The following is a 21,214-nucleotide window of genomic DNA, read 5'->3' as shown; positions in this document are numbered from 1 at the left end:
ATGAGACGAAGGTATAGTAGTAGGGGAAATAAAAAGTACATAGGTCATATAATAGCAATCTCCTTACTTGCCCTAGTGGTGGCATATCCCATGGGTAAGTATTTTGAGACATTACTAATAAGGTTTGGTGGAGAAACTCAACCAACTATTACAAATCCCAAAGGCGATGAAGATGTTAATGTGGTGGAGGAAGGAACTGAAGTGGTACTAAAAGCTAGAGAAATTATTTTGATTCAAAATGGTGTGTTTTCAACACTTGGAGGGGCCCAGACCCACGGACAGAATCTTCAAGAAAGCGAGTTTGAGGCCATATTGATAAAAGACGATGTAATTAGAGTAATTACTGGATTGTATTTAGACAAAGATAGTCCTCAAAACAGCTTGAATAAGCAGCGGGAGCTAGGTTTTGATAACTTTCTTGCAGAATACATAATTCCTGAAACTTTTATCACTATTAAAGACAATGATGAGGATAAAAAAGCAGTAGTTGAACACACACTTTTAGTATTTGAGGAAGTACTAGAGAAAACACATGAATATTTTTTAACAGGTGAAGTTAAGACACTTAGCAACCACAGTGGATTAAATGAAATACATAGTATAAGTGAACAAAAGATATTAAATGATATTTTGCAAGTCATAAGTAAATATGACACATGGACTCAAACATCTAGCAACCAGGATAGAGATGAGTACTTTACTGTACTTTTTAGTTTTATAAAAAGTAAGTAAAAAAAAGCACAAAAGGTATTGATAAAATCTATTACCAATGTTATACTCGAATTGTTACTCTCCCCAAAATTTGGGGAGAAAAAAATCGGCCCATTAGTGAATAATTTCGCATGAAAGGGGAATTATAATGAAATTATTGAAAATTTGTGAACTTATTGAAGGAGAAATATTGTTCGGTGACGAATTACTTGATAGGGAAATATATAAGGCTTACGGGGCTGATTTACTCAGTGATGTACTTGCATTTGCCCAAAGTCAAACCTTACTGCTTACTGGACTAGCAAATATTCAAGTTGTAAGAACAGCTGAAATAGCAGATCTAGGCGCAATAATAGTAGTAAGGGGAAAAAAGGTTGAAAATTCAATAATTGACCTAGCTAAAGATTGCAATATACCTATAATTACAAGTAAAAAAACAATGTTTGAGTGCTGTGGACTACTTTATCAAATGGGTTTAAAGGCTTGCGGTCCCAATGATGAGTAGCGAGACAGCAACACACACCCATATAGTAAAAACAGAAGTTTTAGCCATGCACTTTGAAAGGGCTGGAGAAGGATCTAGTAAAATAAAAAAATCACTGCAATTAATAGGAATAGGCCCAGAATTATTGAGGAGAATAGCTATAATAAGCTACGAAGCGGAAATGAATTTGGTAATTCATAGCCTTGGAGGGGAAATATCCTGTGAGTTTTACCCAGACCAGGTTAAGATTATTGCAAAAGATCACGGTCCAGGTATAGCTAACGTTGAGCAAGCAATGTTAGAAGGTTTTTCAACTGCTACTGATGATATTCGGGAAATGGGTTTTGGAGCAGGCATAGGACTGCCAAATATTAAAAGATGTGCTGATTATTTAGAAGTAGAGTCCACGTTAGGAATAGGAACAACCTTAGTAGCCACCGTTTATTTATAGGGGGGAGATTACTTGGAATATTTCCATTCTGTTCAACTTAGGGAGAAGTTTTGTAATGGCTGTACCCTTTGTGTTAAAGTATGTCCCACAGAAGCCATAAGGGTCAAAGAAAAAGCAGAAATCATTGGCTCTAGGTGTATCGACTGTGGGGAGTGTATTAGGGTATGCCCAAACCATGCAAAAACCGGTAAAGTGGATAGCTTAACGGACTTAGAAAACTATAAGTATAAGATTGCTTTACCAGACCCAGCAATATTCGGTCAATTTGGAAAAACCGTAAATCCTAATAAAATATTAGGGTCTTTTATGTCCCTGGGTTTTGATGAAGTTGTTGACGTTGCTTTAGCGTGTGAATACGTTTCTTTAGCTATAAAGCAAGTTTTACGTAATCATAAAGGAGTACCCTTTATATCTGCATCCTGTCCTGCGGTTATTAGGCTAGTGCAGGCTTTGTACCCTGATTTAATCAAATACCTAATTCCAGTGGAATCACCACTAGAAGTTGCTGGGCAGATGGCACTAGACCTGGGGTTAATGAAGGGATATGAAAGCCATGAGATAGGTATATTTTATATTTCACCTTGTCCTGCAAAAATGACTGCTGTAAAGCAGCCAGTGGCAAGGGAAATATCCACCGTTAATGGGGTTTTGTCTATAGTTGACTTGTACGGAAACATATTGAAGTTTACCCAAACAGATAAGTGTAAACCTAAAGATTTGAAGGCAAAGGGTTTAGGTTATGGATGGGCTAGAGCTGGTGGAGAGAGTTTAGCCATCAGTTGCTCAGACAACGTAGTGATTGATGGTATTGAACAGGTGAATAAAATTCTTAGGGAAATAGAGATAGGGAAGTTAACTGATGTTGAGTATATAGAATGTTGGGCATGTGTAGGTGGATGTGTCGGTGGACCCGCTGTTGTAGAGAATCCTTTTATAGCACGGGTTAGAGTAAGAAAACTAGCAGAATCAATAGGTGGCGCTTTAGATGAACAAAAACTCTTAGAAGTTCCACCACAGTATTTTGACTGGCAGACTGCTCTAAAACCAAGACAAATACTTAAGTATGATAGCGATATCTTAAATGCGATATCCATTGCAAATAAAGTTCAAGAAATATTGGATTGTTTGCCTGGATTTGATTGTGGAGCATGTGGTGCTCCTACTTGTAGAGCACATGCTGAAGATAAAATTCAAGGGACCACACAAGAAATAAACTGTGTTTTCCAAAAAAAGGAGTCTAAAAAATGATAGTAAAAGATTTGGCCGCTAAACTGCCTATCAAAGGTTTAAATATTGATAATCCAAATGAGGAAATTACCTCTGGCCTTTGTACAGACCTCTTAAGCTTAGTTATAGGTAATAGTAAAAAAGGTGGGGTATGGGTGACACATCAAGGGCATGTCAATACTATTGCTGTTGCCCTGCTAGCTGAACTAGCAGCAGTAATAGTTTTAGGTGAAGTAGATGAAAATACCATAAAAGCAGCAAAAGATAAAAGTGTTAACCTGTTTTACTCAGACACAACGGCCTTTGATCTAGTTGGGAAACTCTATACCTTAGGTATAGGGCCAAATGAATAGATTCAAAGGACAATTACACATTCACTCAGTACTGTCCCCTTGTGCAAGCTTAGAAATGGGGCCAAGGTCCATTTTTAAAAAAGCTAAAGACGTGGGACTGGATTTTATTGCCATAACTGACCATAATTCAACGAAGAACCTAAGGGCCTTTAAAAGCTTAGAACAAGAGTTTGGAATTAAGCTAATCTATGGTATTGAAGTGGAAACCAATGAAGAGGTTCATATTCTATGCTATTTTGATGATATAGATAGGGCTGAAAACCTAGGTGAGATGATTTACAATTCCCTTTTACATATACCAAACGACCCTGAAATTTTCGGCGAACAAGTCATAGTTGACTTTCAGGAGAATATAACTGGGTTTGAGGAAAAATTACTTTTGCAAAGGAGTAGTTATAGCATAGATAAAGTTAATAATTTAGTTGCTGCCCTTAGTGGACTAGCTATACCTGCCCATGTGGATAGAAGAAAAAACGGGCTACTGCCTACTTTAGGTATTATAGAAAGTGAGCAGCAAAACAACATACTAGAAGTATCCAAAACATGTAATATAAGAAATCTAAAAAAAGAATATTGTCTGGAAAATCAAATAGTCTATAAAGGATGTGATGCACATTATATAGATGATATAGGTGTATATCCAGTTGTGTTTGAAATAGCAGAAATTAGTATCTTAGAAATTAAAAAAGCATTCTGTAAAGAAGAAAAAAGGAACTGGTATCAACTTTAGGATTTAACACATGTCAAATCCTAGATTAATATTTTAATAGATATGTAATATTAACAATTATGTAGTAGAAAGGAGTGGAAGTATGCAAGGAAATAGTTGTTGTGGGGCATCGAATAGTAAAATTAAAGATGAAAAGTGGGTGAGTCTAGAAGGAATACTTGAGAAATTTAGAGGGAAGAAAGGTGCACTGATCCCTGTTTTACAACAAGCTCAAGACCTGTATGGATATTTACCTGAAAATGTAATGGCTGGAATAGCCGATGGTTTAGACTTACCATTAAGTCAGGTTTATGGTGTTGCAACATTTTACTCTCAATTTCACCTAAAACCAAGGGGGAAAAACATCATTAGAGTCTGCCTTGGAACAGCATGTCATGTTAGAGGTGCAGCAAAGATACTTGAAAGTATCCAAAAGGAAATTAATGTGGAAAAGGGAGGCACTACTGAAGACCTTCAATTTACCCTAGAACCTGTAGCCTGTATAGGAGCCTGCGGTTTAGCACCAGTAATTATGATCAATGATGATACCCACGGGAGGCTAACCCCAGAGGCTATCCCTCAAATATTAGAGCAATATAAGAATAATTAAATGCAAGATATATCCCAAATTATTCTAGACCTTGTCCAAAATTCAATAGCTGCAGATTCTACAAAAGTTCAAATAGAAATAAAAAAAGACATCCTGAGGAATTTATTAATAATTACCATTAATGATAACGGCAAGGGAATGAGTCAAGAGATAACAAAGGGGTGTACTGACCCTTTTTATACCACAAGGACAACAAGGTCAGTTGGCCTTGGCTTAGCATTTACTAAGATGCTTTCTGAGCAAAGTGGAGGGTTTTTTAACATAGATTCCCAAGAGAACCAAGGCACAAGGCTAAACTTCTCATTTTTACTAAACCACTGGGACAGACCTCCCTTTGGTAAGTTAGAAGATACCTATATCTCATTATTGATACTTAATCCTAATGTGGAATTTAACATTAGTATATCAACTGATGAAAAAAGCTTCACTTTAAAATCACAAGATGTATACGAAAACATCGGGGAGAGCCATGTTTCTGAGGCATGGGTAATTGAATGGCTCAGGGAATATTTAAGAGAAAATTTTTACCACCTTTTAAAGGAGGAAGATAAATCATGAGTAAAATTAAAAGCTTAGAAGATTTAAGAAGGCTAAGGGTAGAGCAAGAAAGAAACGAAATAACCAGGCAAAATACAGGTGTTCAAGTTATAGTAGGTATGGGAACCTGTGGAATCGCTGCAGGCGCAAGGGATGCGATGCTTACTATTCTCGAAGAGATAAACAAAAGAAACTTAAAGGTGAACATAACACAAACAGGCTGTATTGGTATGTGTCAACATGAACCATTAATTGATGTGATTATCCCAGGGGAAGATAGAATAACCTATGGACTAGTAACAAAGGATATAGCGAGGAAAATAGTAGCTGAGCATATAGTTAATAACAATATTGTTAAGGAAGCAGTAATTGGGAGAATAGAAAAACAGTAAAGGGGGTAACAAAATGTCTATTTATCGTGGACACATTTTGGTTTGTTCTGGTACTGGCTGTGTATCATCAGGAACAAATAAAGTAGTAGATGGATTTAAGAGTAACTTAGATAGCAATAATTTAGAAAATGAATTTTTAGTTGTGGAAACAGGTTGTCATGGTTTTTGTGAGATGGGACCCGTAGCAATTGTATACCCTGAGGGTACTTTCTATACAAGGGTAACACCAGAAGATACAGAAAAAATAGTTAATGAGCACTTATTAAAAGGTAGAATTGTAAAGGAATTATTATATTCTCCTCCTCAAAGCGAGACAAAAATCCCTTCTTATAAGGAAATAGATTTTTATAAAAAACAGTTAAGGATAGCCTTAAGAAACTGTGGATATATAAACCCTGAAGATATACATGAGTATATAGGCAAAGGCGGCTATGAAGCCTTAGGTAAAGTATTAAATGATATGACCCCACAGCAAGCAGTGGAAGAGATGAAAAAATCAGGACTAAGGGGTAGAGGCGGTGGTGGCTTCCCAACTGGTTTAAAATGGGAATTCGCAAGCAAGTCTGAAAGCGACAAAAAGTATATAATTTGTAATGCAGATGAAGGAGATCCAGGAGCATTTATGGATAGAAGTATCCTTGAAGGTGACCCCCATAGCCTTATAGAAGGTATGATAATAGCTGGTTATGCCATAGGGGCAGATGAAGGCTATGTTTATGTAAGGGCAGAATATCCTTTAGCCATACGACGACTTCGTACAGCAATAAATCAGGCAGAAGAGTTTGGACTATTAGGGGATGACCTCCTAGGATCGGGCTTTAGCTTTAAACTACAGATTAAAGAAGGAGCAGGTGCTTTCGTTTGTGGTGAAGAAACAGCTCTTATGGCGTCAATTGAGGGTAAGAGAGGGATGCCTAGACCAAGACCACCATTTCCTGCAGTAAGGGGACTTTGGGATAAACCTTCAAACATAAATAATGTAGAAACATTTGCAAATGTTCCTGTTATATATGAAAAAGGTGCAGATTGGTTTGCTTCAATAGGCACTGAAAAGAGTAAAGGAACAAAGGTTTTTGCTTTAACTGGTAAAATAAATAATACGGGATTAGCAGAAGTACCTATGGGTATCTCACTGCGGGAAATTATCTATGACATTGGTGGAGGAGTAACAGATAACAAGAAATTTAAAGCGGTCCAAATAGGAGGACCTTCAGGAGGGTGTATTCCAGAGGAACTTTTAGACCTACCCGTAGATTATGACTCCCTTATAGATGCCGGCGCAATGATGGGCTCTGGAGGCCTTGTTGTTATGGATGAGTCCACATGCATGGTAGACTTAGCCAAATTTTTCTTAAACTTCACCCAAAGTGAGTCCTGTGGCAAATGTACGCCATGTCGAGAAGGAACAAAAAGGATGCTTGAGATCCTAGAGCGAATTACAGAAGGTGAAGGAAAAGAAGGTGATATAGAACTCCTTGAAGAAGTAGGAGAGAGCATAAAACTAACCTCACTATGTGGGCTAGGGCAAACAGCTCCGAACCCAATTCTAAGCACCTTGCAATATTTCCGTCATGAATACGAAGCACACATCAAAGACAAACGTTGTCCTGCTGGAGCATGTTCTTCCCTTACAACATATAAAATTAAACCTGAGCTTTGTAAGGCATGTACTCTATGCAAGAAAGTATGTCCTGTAAGCGCTATAACAGGTGAAGTGAAGAAATTACATGAAATAGACCCTGAAGTTTGCATAAAATGTGGGGCGTGCGTGGAAAAGTGCAAGTTTAATGCAATATATAAAGGATAAAACCCATGGAGAGGAAGTGAGATGATGGAACACATATCCATAACCATAGACGGTAAAAAGGTGTCTGTCCCCAAAGGTAGCACTGTTATACAAGCAGCAAAACATGCAGGTGTTGAGATACCTACCTTTTGCCACCACCCACAAATAAAAAGTTCTGGATCTTGTAGGATTTGTGTAGTGGAAATTGAAGGAAACAGAAATCTCCCAGCTTCTTGTGTATTTCCAGTATATGATGGTATGGTAGTCCATTCTAAAAGTGAGAAAGTAACAAAAGCAAGAAAGCATATACTAGAACTGCTACTTGCAAACCACCCTCAAGATTGTATGACATGTGAAGCTGCGGGCACTTGTAAGCTCATGGAATATAGCTATGATTATGGTGTTGAAGACAGCAGGTTTGAAGGGGAAGTAAGTGAAAGGTATGTTGAAGATCCTAACCCATTTATAGCAAGGGATTATGAAAAATGTATTCTATGCGGAAGATGTGTAGGAATATGTGATGAGATCCAAGGAAATAACGTAATTGATTTTGCAAACAGGGGATTTAACACAACAATTTCAGCTCCCTTTAATAAGGAACTAGAACTAGGAAACTGTGTTTATTGTGGACAATGCGTATCCGTTTGTCCAGTAGGTGCATTGACATCAAAAATCTCAAAGGGAAAGGCTAGAGCTTGGGAAACTGAAAAAGTTCTAACAACCTGCTCTTATTGCGGTGTAGGATGCAACTACTACCTTGAAGTGAAAAGTGACGAAATTGTTGGGGTAACTAGCAACTTTGACAGTGCAGTAAATCATGGCCATCTTTGTGTAAAAGGGCGATTTGGTTGGGATTTTGTACACAGCCCTGATAGACTAAAAACACCTCTTATAAGAAAAGATGGAGAACTCAAGGAAGCATCTTGGGAAGAAGCTATGGAGCTTATTTCAAATAAGTTATCTTTAATTAAAGAAAAACATGGCTCTGATAGCTTTGCTGGCCTAAGCTCTGCCCGTTGTACAAATGAAGACAACTACTTATTCCAAAAATTCTTTAGATCAGTACTAGGCACAAATAACATTGATCACTGCGCACGACTCTGACACGCTGCAACTGTGGCTGGTCTAGCCACTTCGTTAGGTAGCGGGGCAATGACAAACACAATCGCAGAGATTGCCGATACAAAAGGGATTTTAATAATTGGATCAAATACAACAGAAGCACACCCTGTAATTGGGATAAGGGTTAAACAGGCAGTAAAAAAAGGTGCAAAACTTGTAGTTATTGACCCTAGAAGAATTGAAATTGCTAAGTATGCAGATGTGTTTTTACAAATACGCCCAGGTACTAATATAGCCATTTTAAACGGTCTGTTGCACGTAATTGTTCGAGATGACTTAATTGATATGAGTTATATAGAAGAAAGAACAGAAAACTTCGAAGCTGTAAAAGAAGCAGTTAGAGATTATACTCCAGAAAAGGTTGCCGTAATCTGTGGAGTGAGAGCAGAAGATATAGAAATAGCTGCTAAAATATACGCTGAATGTGACGGTGCAGCAGTACTATATACAATGGGTATAACCCAACATACAACAGGTGTTGATAGTGTATTAGCCATTGCCAATCTAGCCCTTGCCACAGGAAATGTAGGCAGGGAACACGCAGGTGTTAATCCACTGAGAGGACAAAATAATGTTCAAGGTGCATGTGATATGGGTGCCCTTCCAGTTGTATATACGGGCTACCAACAGGTAACAAACCCAGAAGTAAAGGAAAAATTCCAAAAGGCATGGGGTGTAAAACTATCTGATAAAGCAGGTCTTACAATTTCAGGCATGCTCGAAGGAGCCATGGAAGGTACCATAAAGGCTATGTATATAATGGGTGAAAACCCAGTTCTTACAGACCCAGACTCAAAACATGTTGTTGAAGCTTTGAATAAATTAGACTTCTTAGTTGTTCAAGACATATTCTTAACTGAGACTGCTCAAATGGCTGACGTTGTCTTGCCTGCTGTGACCTTTGCAGAAAAAAATGGAACTTTTACAAATACAGAAAGAAGGGTTCAAAGGGTAAGAAAGGCTATTTCCCCTAGGGGTGAAGCAAAACCCGATTGGTTGATACTAACTGAGATTGCAAATAGTCTTGGGGCTAACTGGGAGTATCAAAGTGCTGAAGATATAATGAAAGAAATAGCCCTTGTAACCCCATCATATGGTGGCATTAGCTATGATAGGCTAGAGGAAAATGGCTTACATTGGCCTTGTCCAACACCTGATCATCCAGGGACACCCTATCTTCATAAGGATGCTTTCCCAATAGGTAAAGGGAAATTTAAAGCTGTAACACATAGGGATTCACAAGAGATCCCTGACAGTGAATACCCACTTATACTTACAACTGGTAGATCACTGTACCACTACCATTCAGGATCAATGACCCGTAGAGCTAAAGGTTTGAAGGCTCATAGGAATGAAGAACTACTAGAAATAAACCCCAAAACTGCTAAAAAACTAGGGATAGAAAACGGAGAAATGGTGAAGGTTACATCAAGAAGGGGAGAGCTAACTACAAAGGTTCAACTTACAGAAAAAGTGGCACCAAATGTAGTATTTATGACATTCCACTTCTCGGAAGCAGCTGTTAACCTCTTAACAAACCCAGCCACTGACCCAGTATCCAAAACACCAGAACTAAAGTCCTGTGCAGTAAAAGTGGAGAAGCTATAGTATAAAAAGCAGTAACGCAACAGCGTTACTGCTTTTTACGTAGCAAGATATGTCTATTTTCTTTTTGATCTTAACCGTGAAAGTCTCAATGAAAAATGACTCCAGCAATGTTTTAACAAATAAAAATTCTTACAAATTAACAATCCTACTAATAGATCTTAAAAAAACAGATTTAACTCCGTGTTGTAATTAAAGCTATTCCTATAGGTATTACTTATCAGCTTCAGAATAGAAATTCCTAATTTCCCTAATGACCCAGCATGATTACAGGATATAGACGTTTCCGTTAAGCCTTTGACCCAGCATGCTACTTATGAAACAGGTTTCTGTTACACTCCTTATTACCGTACACTTAAATAAGAAAATCAAATAGCAAGCATCGTATAACTACCCTAAAACTAATAAAAAAAATAGACCCAGCATGTAGTTAAAGAAGGCTCTGCTTTTAGACCCAGCATGTAGCAGAAGAACGACGTTTCTGTAGCAATTTAAAAAACACACATAATAAGCCATTAGCCATTAGTCTATAGAACTATTTCTAACCGCTAATTTATTATACAAAAGGTACTAAAAATAAGAAATTATTTACAAGATTACGTGAAATGTGGTACTATTACAAAAGGATTACTTAAAATTATTTTACTCTAAAAAAGATATAGGAGGAAAAAATATGACTAAATTTCATAAGATTCCAGACGTAGTTATAAAACGACTCCCAGTTTACTTAAGATACTTACAGCAATTGGTAGAAAGGGACATCGAAACCATTTCTTCCCAGCAAATGGGTGAGGACCTAAACCTAAACCCTGCTCAAATCCGTAAAGATCTATCGATTTTTGGTGATTTTGGTGTCAAAGGTATGGGCTATAGGGTTATTGAGCTTTCTGAAAAGCTTACTGGTATACTAGGCCTTGACAAAGAGATACCCATCGCCTTAGTGGGTATGGGTAATCTAGGTGTTGCACTATGTCAGTATAACCGTTACCAAAGTGCAAACACGAGAATAGTAGCCCTTTTTGATGGACACCCATCTAAAATTGGTGAAAAATTCGGGAGTCTAGAAGTTAAGTCAATGGAAGAACTGCCCGCCGTAGTCAAAGAGAAAAAAATAAAAATGGGAATAATTACCGTACCTGCACAAGCTGCACAAAACGTAGCAGACCAGTTGATTAATTCTGGAATAAAAGTTATACTAAATTTTGCACCTGCTCTTATACAAGGTCCTATGGATGTAAAAGTTCAAAACTCCGATGTTACAACAGAGCTTCAAGCCTTAGCATATTATTTATAATTACATTTATGTTAAAAAGCAGGAATTCGATGTTGGAAATAGAATAATATTACTGAAATTAATATTTTGATTTCAGTAATAAAATAATCATTATGATGATTATTATCTAAGGAGGCAAAAAAAATTGGCATCCTATCGTTGTGAAAGGGATTTGTTAGGAGAAAAGGAATTAAACGAAGAAGTTTATTATGGAATTCAGACTATGCGAGCAATGGAAAACTTCCAAATCACTGGCTATCCGCCCCATAAATCTTTAATATTGGCTCTCGCACATGTCAAAAAGGCTGCAGCTCAAGCTAATTTTGAAGTAGGTAGGCTAAATCAAAAAACATGCGACGCTATAGTTACTGCATGCGATGAAATTCTAGCTGGTCAGTTTCATGAGTTCTTTGTTGTAGACGCTATCCAAGGTGGTGCAGGTACATCATTTAACATGAACGCCAACGAAGTTATTGCAAACAGAGCTATAGAGATTTTAGGTGGCAAAAGAGGAGACTATTTGTTAGTTTCGCCAAACACCCATGTTAACATGGCTCAATCAACAAACGATGTATTTCCCACTGCCATTAGACTTGCATCACTTTCTTTAGCAGATGGAGTGCTAGGCGCTTTAAACAATTTAGTTGATGCCTTATCTTTGAAAGAAGAAGAGTTCAATGGAGTGCTAAAAATGGGGAGGACTCATCTCCAAGATGCAGTGCCCATAAGACTTGGACAAGAATTCGGCGCATATGCCCGCCTTATAGGTAGAGATGTAAAACGTATAAAACATTCCCTTGATGGCTTACTTGAAATAAATATGGGAGCCACTGCAGTGGGTACTGGTTTAAATGCAGACCCTGAGTATATCGAAACAGTTGTACAAAAGCTCAAAGAAAACACAGGATTTGATTTATACGGTGCTGAGAACTTAGTAGATGCAACCCAAAACACAGACACATACGTGGCCATTTCTGCAAATTTAAAAATTTGTGCAGTTAATTTGTCTAAAATAGCCAATGACCTGCGATTACTAGCATCTGGGCCTAAATGTGGTTTTAACGAAATAAACTTACCCAGTATGCAACCAGGATCATCCATAATGCCTGGAAAAGTTAACCCAGTTATGGCAGAGGTAGTAAATCAAGTGTCATTTCAAATCATAGGCAATGACCATACCATATGTTTAGCCTCGGAGGCTGGACAACTAGAACTAAACGTTATGGAACCTGTTCTTACTTTTAATTTATTACAATCACTAGATATCCTAAGAAATGTGGTAACAGTTTTCGCAGAAAAATGTGTAAAAGGAATCACAGCAAATGTTGAAAGGTGTCAAGAGCTAGTACAGCAAAGTATAGGAATTGTTACAGCGATAAACCCCCATGTGGGCTATGAGACCGCCTCGCAGGTAGCTAAAGAAGCACTGGCAACTGGAAGATCTGTTAGAGAGATAGTCATAGAAAGAGGCATATTGTCAGAGGAGGAGTTAAATACTATTTTAAATCCTTATGAAATGACAAAACCTGGTATTGCTGGCAAGGAATTGTTGGAATAAATTCTGAGGCGGTTGCTATTACCGCCTCTTTGTACTGAATTTAAATGTGTAAGTTAATTCTTTCACCGCCAGAATTTTGTATTTATTCAGGTAGATACAAATTTTTATAAAAACCATATTTAATAAAGGGGTGATATTTTTGGAAAAGAGAAGCTTTAAAGGCGGTATACACCCACTGTACAACAAAGAACTTTCTCAAGGGAAAGCAATTGAAGTAATGGGTGAACCCAAAAAAGTAACGCTTCCTTTACAACAACACATCGGAGCACCTTGTCAACCAATAGTTGAAAAAGGACAAGATGTTGTAGTTGGGCAAAAAATTGCTGAAAGTGACAAGTTTGTTTCAGCACCTATCCATTCAAGCATCACTGGTAAAGTAGTAGAAGTCACTGAGAAGCACATTGTCATTGAAGGTGAGCAAAACAGTAAGTTTGAGGTGAAAAACGTTAGGGATATTGACAGCCTAACACCAGAAGAGATCAGAAGTATAGTAAAAGAAGCAGGTCTTGTTGGTATGGGTGGAGCAGCATTCCCAACCCATGTAAAACTTTCTGCTCCCGAAGGGAAAAAATTTGATACAATCCTTTTAAACGGAGCAGAGTGTGAGCCTTATTTAACAATTGATCACAGAATAATGATTGAACAGCCGGAAAAGATTGTTTATGGCTTAAGGGCTCTACTTAAAGCTACTGGTGCCCAAAAAGGCTATATTGGTATTGAATTAAACAAACCAGACGCCATTGAAGCACTACGTAAAGCATCAGAAGCTTATGATAACATTGAGGTTGCTACATTAGAAGTTAAGTATCCACAAGGTGGAGAAAAACAACTTATTAAGGCAATTTTAGACAAAGAAGTACCTGTTGGAGGTCTACCTGTTGATGTTGGCGCATTAGTAAATAATGTTTACACAGCAGCAGCAATTTATGAAGCCATCAAAGAAGACAAGCCTCTTTTTGAAAGAGGAGTTACCATAACTGGTAAAGGTGTAGTAGAGCCAAAGAACCTGTTAGTTAAAGTAGGAACTACTTTTAAAGAAGTTCTTGAGCAATGTGGTGGTTTAAAAGAAAATGCTGCTAAGATTATTTCAGGTGGTCCGATGATGGGACGTGCTGTTGCAAACTTAGATGAAATCGTTACAAAAGGGACTTCTGGAATCCTAGTTCTTACAGAGGATGAAGTAGAATTAGTAGAAGAAAAAACTTGTATAAAATGTGCGCGTTGTGTAGATGCATGTCCAATGTACTTAATGCCTAACTACCTAGCTGCATATTCAAGAAAAAGTATGCACGATGATGCTCAAGAGTATCACTTGTTTAATTGTATTGAGTGTGGATGTTGTTCCTTTGTATGTCCATCAAGGATCCCCCTTGTACACTTAATAAGACAAGGTAAATGGGAGATAAACTCCAAAAGAGCAAAAAAATAGTTAAAGGAGGGACCAATAAATGAATAATAATTTTGTTGTAGGCCCATCCCCCCACATTAAAAGTCCAAGAACCATTGATTATATCATGTGGGATGTGGTTGTTGCATTAATTCCAGCTATGATAGCTGCTACAATATTTTATGGCATGGCAGCATTTTATATTTTATTTGCAAGTACTTTTGCCGCTTTATTCTTTGAGTGGGTTGTTCTTCATAGAACATTTAAAGTAAGAGACTTTTTAGGTGATGGCTCAGCTGCTGTTACAGGTGTTTTATTAGGTTTAAGTTTACCTCCTGCATTAGTACAAGATGGCTATCTTTGGTTAGCTGTTCTAGGTAGTGGTGTGGCTATTTTAATAGCTAAGCACGTTTTTGGAGGGTTAGGTAAAAACCCCTTTAACCCTGCTTTAGTAGGTCGTGCTTTCCTAGTTGCTTCCTTCCCAGTAATGATGACTGGCAGATGGATTACCACGGGAGTAGATGCAGTAACTAGCGCTACAGCCCTTGCTCCAGGTCAAGTGGACTTTACACTAAGACAACTATTTGTAGGTAACGTTCCAGGAAGTTTGGGTGAAACTTCAGCTTTGGCAATTATTATAGGTGGTATCTATTTACTAGCTAAAGGTCATATCGACTGGAGAATTCCAGGTGGGTTCTTAGGTGCTATGGCTGTTATGAGTGTATTCCATGTAGGTATTACACAAGGTATCAACGCAGACTTTTTACAAGCTGCCGGACATGAAGTATTATTCCAATGGTTTTCAGGTACTGCACTTTTAGCTGCAGTATATATGGCAACATGCTATGTTACATCTCCTACAACTAAAAAAGGTAGATTGTACTACGGTATAGGTTGTGGTTTAGTGCTGATTCTTATTAGATACTATGCACAACTACCTGAAGGAGCAACATATGCAATTTTATTCATGAATGCTTTAACACCAATTTTTGATAGATTTACTGTTCCTCGCACATTTGGGGAGGTGAAGAAATAATGAATAAAACTATACGTTTAATTATAACCCTTGCTTTAGTGGCAGCCTTGGCAACTGGTCTTTTATCTGTTGTTAACAATATAACTCTTCCTATAATCGAAGAAGGTAATGCCCAAAGGCTACAAGAGGCCCTTAGTGATGTTGTAGATGCCGATAGATTTGATCCCATTTACCATGAAGAAGATGAAGAATTAGTTTTATACTATGAGGCATATAAAGGTGAAGAATTAGCAGGCTATGCAGTTGAGGTCAACGCTAAAGGTTACGGCACTCAACCTATTAAAATGCTAGTGGGTATGAACGAAGAACTTCAAATTACTGGAGTTAAAGTACTAGGTCACAGTGAAACCCCTGGCCTAGGTGACCAAGCTTTCACTAACAGCTATTTAGAACAATTCCTAGGTTTAGGTTTTGATGACCCAATTGCTGCGGGAGAAGATGTGGACATTATCTCAGGAGCAACATCATCTACTATGGGTGTTATCTCAGGTGTTAATGGTGCCCTTAACGTAATAGCTAGAGAGTTAGGTCTTATCACTACCATCGACTTTGCATTAGTTCCAGATGGAACTTATGAAGGAACAGGTAGAGGCTTTGGTGGAAACATAGACGTTAGAATTACAATTGCTGGCGGAGAGCTAACTGAGATTGAAGTTTTAAACCACAGTGAATCTCCAGGATATTCAGATCCAGCATTCGCAAACCTTCCTGACAGAATTATCGAAGAGCAATCTATTGAAGTAGACGCTGTATCCGGTGCAACTGCAACATCAATGGGTATCATGGATGCTGTACGTAACGCTGTTTCAGAATTCTTCGGTGGAGACCAAGAAGAACCACTAGAGCCAGTTGTACTAAGTGAAGTGGCAAATGGTAGGTATCGTGGTGAAGGAGAAGGATTCAAGAGTCAAATAGTTGTGGAAGTTGTTGTAATTGATGGTGTGATTACTGAACTAGAAGTTATTTCCCATGACGACTCTGCAGACTATGCTTCAATTGGTATTAACCGTATAAAAGAAAGACTTGTGGATAGTAACACATTAGATGTTGATACAACTACCACTGCAACATTTACAAGTAAAGGTGTATTAGCAGCTGTGGAAAATGCTCTAAGAGGAGAGCCCATTATCGATCTAAGTGCCATACCAAATGGTTCTTATACTGGTACTGCTGAAGGATTTATGGGACCAATAACTGTAGAAGTAACTGTACAAGATGGTGTAATAACTGACATCAACTATGTATCAATGGCAGATGAGACCCCAGAATATGCTTCAACAGCAAAAAAAGCTATGACAGAAAAATTAGTTGGTAGTGAGTCCCTAGATGTAGATACATCTACAGGTGCTACATTTACAAGTAAAGGTATAGTAGATGCCATTAAAAATGCCTTAGCTGGGCAATAGTAGGAGGTGCAACATGATACAAGAATTCACTAAAGGTTTATTTAAAGAGAACCCTGTATTTCGTTTGCTTTTAGGTCTATGTCCTACTCTTGCTGTTACAACCAGTGCTTTTAACGGTTTTGGTATGGGTATGGCAACAACTTTCGTACTTCTTTGTTCTAACATATTGGTTTCATTAGTTAAGAAACTAATTCCTAGTGAAGTACGTATCCCAAGTTATATAATTATCATTGCAACTTTTGTTACCATAGTTGAGATGCTTATGCAAGCATTTGCCTACAGTTTGTTTGAAAACTTAGGTATATTCATTCCTCTAATTGTGGTTAACTGTGTAATACTTGGTAGAGCTGAAGCTTTTGCTTCAAAAGAGGCAGTGCTTCCATCTATATTTGATGCCCTGGGAATGGGTTTAGGTTTTACATTGAGCTTAACGGTTTTAGGTGCTGTAAGACAATCACTTAGTGGTTCACTGATGATTTTCGGTATGCCACCAGGAGCATTTTTAACCCTAGGTTTACTTTTAGCGCTGATTAACTTTGTAACTATAAAGTATTTAAAAAGAGGCTAGGAAAGGGGGATAAAAATGAATTTATCAAGTTTATTTACCATTTTGTTTACAGCGATTTTTGTTAACAACTTCGTGCTAAGACAATTTTTGGGTATATGCCCTTTCTTAGGAGTTTCAAAGAAAATTGAGACGTCTATAGGTATGGGTATGGCAGTAACATTTGTAATGACTGTTGCGTCTATAATCACATGGTTTATCCAAAAATTTATTCTTAAACCAATGGAGATTGAGTATCTTCAAACATTGGCGTTTATTTTAGTAATAGCTTCATTAGTACAATTTGTTGAAATGGCTATTAAGAAAACTAGTCCGACATTATACCAAGCACTAGGTATTTTCTTGCCACTAATCACCACTAACTGTGCGGTACTAGGACTTGCTATACTAAATATCACAAACGGATTTAACTTAATTGAGACTATAGTTCATGCAGTAGGAGCTGCCCTAGGGTTTACATTGGCACTATTGTTATTAGCTGGAATTAGAGAAAGACTTGAATTATCCGGAGGAAACAAATACTTCCAAGGGGTACCAGCAGCACTTATTTCAGCTGCAATTCTAGCACTAGTTTTTACAGGATTCGTATTCTAGTAGTCAAACTATAAGGGGGTGTATCAAATGGAAATGCTATATCCTATATTAGCAATAGGTGGGATCGGAGCAGTTTTTGGAGGCGTCCTGGCGTTCGCCTCTCAAGCATTCGCTGTAGAAAATGATCCGCGTATAGATCAAATAAATGAAGTGCTACCCGGTGCCAACTGTGGAGCCTGTGGTTACCCAGGCTGTGGTGGTTTTGCAGAGGCAGTTGTTTCTGGCAAGGCACCTATAAATGGTTGTCCTGTAGGTAGACAAAAAATAGCAGATAAAATTTCTGAAATTATGGGTGAAGAAAAAGAGGAAAGTGACTCCAGTGTTAAAATGGTAGCTAGAGTCAAATGCAATGGAACCCATGAACTAGCTAAAGATAAGTTTAAGTACGATGGAGTAAAAGACTGTAAATCTGCAATGCTGATAGACGGTGGACAAAAGGCATGTAAATACGGGTGTCTAGGCTTAGGCACATGTGTTAGGGAATGTCCCTTTGACGCCATTACAATGAACGAAAAAGGCTTACCTTCTATTGACGAAGAGTTGTGTACTAGCTGTCAAAAATGCGTTATAGAGTGTCCAAAGGATGTTATTGGCATGGTACCGCAAGGTAGTGATGTTCATGTACTTTGTAACTCACAAGACAAAGGTGCAGTTGTCATGAAGGTATGTAAAGTAGGATGTATAGGTTGTAGAAAGTGTGCTAAAGTTTGCCCAGTTGATTGTATAACAATTGAGAACAATTTAGCGGTCATTGACAATACAAAATGTATTAGTTGTGAGAAATGTGTGGCTGAGTGTCCAACAAATGCCATAGAGAAAGTTCAATAGATAAACTTTAACATTTTAAAGCGCCTGCTTGTAAAAGCTAGGCGCTTTAAAATGGCATTTAATAATATAACTAACAAAAAAAATGAAATGATGTTATAATGGAATAAAATCCAATGGTAACTAAAAGAGGTGATACTTTGAAAGGCAAAACACCACTGGTCTTATTTTTGTTTTTATTTGGTTTTTGGATTATAGCGTCAGAGACCATAGATGTTCAGCATGTAGTAGCAGGTGTTATCGTAGCGTATTTGATAGAACTATTTAACAGGGATTTTCTCAACGATTTTCATTTTTTCGGTAGGCAGTCATTTGTGGAAAAGATAACAGTCCTTACTTCAGTTTTATTTATACTGATAAAGGATATGATCATAGCCAATATCCAAGTTGCAATGATTGTATTATCACCTAAAATGCCTATTAGCCCAGGTATTGTAACATTTAAAACTAACCTAAAATCACCATTAGCTAGAACTTTGTTAGCAAACTCCATAACATTAACTCCAGGTACCTTGACAATTGATGTGGACGAGGATATTTTCGTGGTTCATTATCTAACGGAAGAAAATTCCCAAGATGTACAAAACTGGAACGCTAAGGAAAAAATTAGGGTATTGGATGGTGGACAGTAATGGACAATATTTTTATTGGTACATCCATAGCACTTATGTTACTGGTTTTTGTTTGTTTATATAGAGCAATAATAGGGCCTAGAGCCATCGATAGGGTTATTTCAATAAATATAATTGGTACAAAAGCACTGGTTATAATCTCACTTATATCCCTTGTATTTAACGAAACTTTTTTCATTGATGTAGCTGTAGTTTACGCTCTTATTAGTTTTATCATGACAATCGGTGTATCTAAATATATAGACACTGAAAATATAGACTAGGAGGTGCCAATCTATGTTAAATATCATAGTTACAATATTACTGTTTTTTAGTGTTTTCTTTTTTGCAGTTGGCACCATCGGTCTTATTAGACTACCTGATACTTATACAAGGATGCATGCAACAACTAAAGGTGACACTCTTGGAGCAGGTCTAGGTTTACTGGCTTTAGCTTTGTATAACATTGACAAACCATTTGTGGCGGCAAAACTTATGATAATTATAGTGTTTATATGGATTACAAACCCTACTGCGGCCCACGTTATAGCTAAGGCCCAGTATAAGAAGGATTTCATCGAAAAAACTAACAGAGGGCAGGGGGAATAAGGGTATGTTACCTGTACTTCATTTTTTATTATTAACATTTTTAATAGTCTGTGCCATTGCAGTTTCACGAATTAAAGACCTTTTAAGTGCAGTTATAGTTTTTGCTGCATATAGTTTGCTTATGGCCATCGTTTGGCAACAACTAGATGCACCAGATATTGCTTTAACTGAAGCTGCCATGGGTGCTGGTGTTACTACTTTACTTATGATGGTAGTAATTAGTAAGACAAGGAGGCGAGAGGATTGAGATATATATTATCAACAATAATCCTACTGGTCATAGGAACAGTTTTAGTAATGATGGTCAGTGAAATGCCTGAATTCGGAGCAGCAGACAACCCATCTAATAATATGGTAAGTGAAAGATTTACTGAAAATGTTATAGAAGATACAAATGTACAAAATATTATTGCGGCCATAATAACTGACTATAGAGCATTTGATACCATTGGAGAAACCACTGTACTTTTCACTGGAATTGCCAGTGTGCTAACTGTACTAGGAGCCCATGTAAAAGCCGGTGAGAAAAAGGATGTGATCAAAAAAGATGAAAAACACTAACAATGTTGTCCTACAAACAGTTGTTAAAATAATGATTCCTTTTATCCAAGTATACGGTATATTCATCATAATGAATGGTCACTTATCCCCAGGTGGCGGATTTGCTGGCGGAACAATACTAGGTAGCAGTCTAATACTATATTCTTTGGCATATGGAGTTAAAAAAGGTATTGAACGATTTCCAAGAAATCACGCTAAGGTTTTAGAAAGTGCAGGAGGGATAGTTTTTATTTCCATAGGTCTCTTGACAATGTTGAGGGGTGGCAACTTTCTAAGCAACAATCTCTTTCCAGGTCTCGGTGAAACAGGAAAACTACTAAGTGGGGGCATAATATTTCCCATTACCTTAGCCATAGGTATAAAAGTAGCAAGTACCATCGTTACGTTATTTTATCACTTGCTAGAGGAGAAAAAGATATGATTGATCTAATAAATGCTCTTGGTAAAAACTACTATTACTTTGCAGCCATTGTACTCTTTTTGATAGGGTTTCATACAATGCTTACACATTCAAACCTAATCAAAAAAGTTATTGGAATGAACATAATGGAGACAGCCATATTCCTTTTTTTCGTAGCCATAGGATATATAAATGATAGAAGTGCCCCCATAGTAGACGGGACACCAAAAACCTTTATAAATCCATTGCCATCAGCCTTGATCCTTACAGGACTTGTAGTAGGTGTAAGCTTAACTGCATTTTCTTTAAGTTTAATAATGAAACTGTACAAATACTACGGCACATTAGACGCTGATGAGATTATGAGAATAAGGAGCCAAGAAGAATGATACATTTACCTGT

26 protein-coding genes are annotated in these 21,214 nt (G+C 37.5%); all 26 read left to right on the top strand.

Annotated features, from left to right (window positions below; all coding sequences use genetic code 11):
- Nucleotides 1-732, top strand: coding sequence for a hypothetical protein (locus tag HYG86_RS02080; RefSeq protein ID WP_213167309.1), 732 nt, complete (start codon nt 1-3; stop codon nt 730-732).
- A 127-nt stretch (nt 733-859) separates the two neighbouring features.
- Nucleotides 860-1,216, top strand: coding sequence for a DRTGG domain-containing protein (locus tag HYG86_RS02075; RefSeq protein WP_213167308.1), 357 nt, complete (start codon nt 860-862; stop codon nt 1,214-1,216).
- Nucleotides 1,206-1,646, top strand: a complete 441-nt coding sequence (locus HYG86_RS02070) for an ATP-binding protein (RefSeq protein WP_343064175.1) — start codon at nt 1,206-1,208, stop codon at nt 1,644-1,646. The genes HYG86_RS02075 and HYG86_RS02070 overlap by 11 nt, the downstream gene beginning before the upstream one ends.
- Before the next feature lie 12 nt (nt 1,647-1,658).
- Nucleotides 1,659-2,894: a [Fe-Fe] hydrogenase large subunit C-terminal domain-containing protein gene (locus HYG86_RS02065; RefSeq protein ID WP_213167307.1), complete on the top strand. Its 1,236-nt coding sequence runs from the start codon at nt 1,659-1,661 to the stop codon at nt 2,892-2,894.
- A complete protein-coding gene (locus tag HYG86_RS02060) occupies nt 2,891-3,226 on the top strand; it encodes a hypothetical protein (protein WP_213167306.1) in 336 nt (111 codons plus the stop codon). The genes HYG86_RS02065 and HYG86_RS02060 overlap by 4 nt, the downstream gene beginning before the upstream one ends.
- On the top strand, nt 3,219-3,956 hold the full coding sequence (locus HYG86_RS02055; RefSeq protein ID WP_213167305.1) for a PHP domain-containing protein: 738 nt from the start codon (nt 3,219-3,221) through the stop codon (nt 3,954-3,956). Before HYG86_RS02060 ends, HYG86_RS02055 begins: the two co-directional genes overlap by 8 nt.
- Nucleotides 3,957-4,038: 82 nt before the next feature.
- Nucleotides 4,039-4,545 (top strand): NADH-quinone oxidoreductase subunit NuoE, encoded by a 507-nt coding sequence (gene nuoE / locus HYG86_RS02050; protein WP_213167304.1) that lies wholly within the window; start codon nt 4,039-4,041, stop codon nt 4,543-4,545.
- A complete protein-coding gene (locus HYG86_RS02045; RefSeq protein ID WP_213167303.1) occupies nt 4,546-5,103 on the top strand; it encodes an ATP-binding protein in 558 nt (185 codons plus the stop codon).
- Entirely contained in the window at nt 5,100-5,474 is a 375-nt protein-coding gene (locus HYG86_RS02040; protein ID WP_246451863.1) for a (2Fe-2S) ferredoxin domain-containing protein, read from the top strand. Before HYG86_RS02045 ends, HYG86_RS02040 begins: the two co-directional genes overlap by 4 nt.
- A 13-nt stretch (nt 5,475-5,487) precedes the next feature.
- Complete coding sequence (gene nuoF, locus HYG86_RS02035; RefSeq protein WP_213167302.1) at nt 5,488-7,281, top strand: NADH-quinone oxidoreductase subunit NuoF; 1,794 nt, start codon at nt 5,488-5,490, stop codon at nt 7,279-7,281.
- Nucleotides 7,282-7,305: 24 nt separating this feature from the next.
- Nucleotides 7,306-9,990, top strand: a complete 2,685-nt coding sequence (gene fdhF, locus HYG86_RS02030) for a formate dehydrogenase subunit alpha (RefSeq protein WP_213169063.1) — start codon at nt 7,306-7,308, stop codon at nt 9,988-9,990.
- Nucleotides 9,991-10,660: 670 nt separating this feature from the next.
- Nucleotides 10,661-11,281, top strand: coding sequence for a redox-sensing transcriptional repressor Rex (locus tag HYG86_RS02025; RefSeq protein WP_213167301.1), 621 nt, complete (start codon nt 10,661-10,663; stop codon nt 11,279-11,281).
- Between the two features lie 124 nt (nt 11,282-11,405).
- Nucleotides 11,406-12,818, top strand: coding sequence for an aspartate ammonia-lyase (aspA, locus tag HYG86_RS02020; protein WP_213167300.1), 1,413 nt, complete (start codon nt 11,406-11,408; stop codon nt 12,816-12,818).
- Nucleotides 12,819-12,957: 139 nt separating this feature from the next.
- Nucleotides 12,958-14,247, top strand: a complete 1,290-nt coding sequence (gene rsxC / locus HYG86_RS02015) for an electron transport complex subunit RsxC (RefSeq protein ID WP_213167299.1) — start codon at nt 12,958-12,960, stop codon at nt 14,245-14,247.
- Between the two features lie 19 nt (nt 14,248-14,266).
- Nucleotides 14,267-15,241, top strand: coding sequence for an RnfABCDGE type electron transport complex subunit D (locus tag HYG86_RS02010; protein ID WP_213167298.1), 975 nt, complete (start codon nt 14,267-14,269; stop codon nt 15,239-15,241).
- Nucleotides 15,241-16,647, top strand: a complete 1,407-nt coding sequence (locus HYG86_RS02005; RefSeq protein WP_213167297.1) for an FMN-binding protein — start codon at nt 15,241-15,243, stop codon at nt 16,645-16,647. The genes HYG86_RS02010 and HYG86_RS02005 overlap by 1 nt, the downstream gene beginning before the upstream one ends.
- Nucleotides 16,648-16,660: 13 nt before the next feature.
- Nucleotides 16,661-17,215 carry an electron transport complex subunit RsxE gene (gene rsxE, locus HYG86_RS02000; protein ID WP_213167296.1) on the top strand — a complete coding sequence of 185 codons (555 nt, stop codon included), beginning with the start codon at nt 16,661-16,663 and terminating at the stop codon, nt 17,213-17,215.
- 15 nt (nt 17,216-17,230) lie between these two features.
- Nucleotides 17,231-17,806 carry an electron transport complex subunit RsxA gene (gene rsxA / locus HYG86_RS01995; protein ID WP_213167295.1) on the top strand — a complete coding sequence of 192 codons (576 nt, stop codon included), beginning with the start codon at nt 17,231-17,233 and terminating at the stop codon, nt 17,804-17,806.
- Nucleotides 17,807-17,833: 27 nt separating this feature from the next.
- Nucleotides 17,834-18,634 (top strand): RnfABCDGE type electron transport complex subunit B, encoded by an 801-nt coding sequence (locus HYG86_RS01990; RefSeq protein WP_213167294.1) that lies wholly within the window; start codon nt 17,834-17,836, stop codon nt 18,632-18,634.
- A 113-nt stretch (nt 18,635-18,747) separates the two neighbouring features.
- Nucleotides 18,748-19,263: a Na+/H+ antiporter subunit E gene (locus tag HYG86_RS01985; RefSeq protein ID WP_213167293.1), complete on the top strand. Its 516-nt coding sequence runs from the start codon at nt 18,748-18,750 to the stop codon at nt 19,261-19,263.
- Nucleotides 19,263-19,526 carry an MrpF/PhaF family protein gene (locus tag HYG86_RS01980; protein WP_213167292.1) on the top strand — a complete coding sequence of 88 codons (264 nt, stop codon included), beginning with the start codon at nt 19,263-19,265 and terminating at the stop codon, nt 19,524-19,526. The genes HYG86_RS01985 and HYG86_RS01980 overlap by 1 nt, the downstream gene beginning before the upstream one ends.
- 13 nt (nt 19,527-19,539) lie before the next feature.
- Complete coding sequence (mnhG, locus tag HYG86_RS01975; protein ID WP_213167291.1) at nt 19,540-19,851, top strand: monovalent cation/H(+) antiporter subunit G; 312 nt, start codon at nt 19,540-19,542, stop codon at nt 19,849-19,851.
- A gap of 4 nt (nt 19,852-19,855) precedes the next feature.
- Nucleotides 19,856-20,098, top strand: a complete 243-nt coding sequence (locus HYG86_RS01970) for a hydrogenase subunit MbhD domain-containing protein (protein ID WP_213167290.1) — start codon at nt 19,856-19,858, stop codon at nt 20,096-20,098.
- Nucleotides 20,095-20,412, top strand: coding sequence for a hydrogen gas-evolving membrane-bound hydrogenase subunit E (gene mbhE / locus HYG86_RS01965; protein ID WP_213167289.1), 318 nt, complete (start codon nt 20,095-20,097; stop codon nt 20,410-20,412). The genes HYG86_RS01970 and mbhE overlap by 4 nt, the downstream gene beginning before the upstream one ends.
- Nucleotides 20,399-20,833 (top strand): MnhB domain-containing protein, encoded by a 435-nt coding sequence (locus HYG86_RS01960; RefSeq protein ID WP_213167288.1) that lies wholly within the window; start codon nt 20,399-20,401, stop codon nt 20,831-20,833. The genes mbhE and HYG86_RS01960 overlap by 14 nt, the downstream gene beginning before the upstream one ends.
- Nucleotides 20,830-21,201 carry a sodium:proton antiporter gene (locus HYG86_RS01955; RefSeq protein ID WP_246451861.1) on the top strand — a complete coding sequence of 124 codons (372 nt, stop codon included), beginning with the start codon at nt 20,830-20,832 and terminating at the stop codon, nt 21,199-21,201. Before HYG86_RS01960 ends, HYG86_RS01955 begins: the two co-directional genes overlap by 4 nt.
- Nucleotides 21,202-21,214: the final 13 nt, after the last annotated feature.

Source organism: Alkalicella caledoniensis (genome assembly GCF_014467015.1).
In the GTDB taxonomy this organism is placed as follows: domain Bacteria; phylum Bacillota; class Proteinivoracia; order Proteinivoracales; family Proteinivoracaceae; genus Alkalicella; species Alkalicella caledoniensis.
The sequence above is the reverse complement of the archived record's forward strand: the minus strand, read 5'-3'. Positions and strand labels throughout refer to the sequence as shown.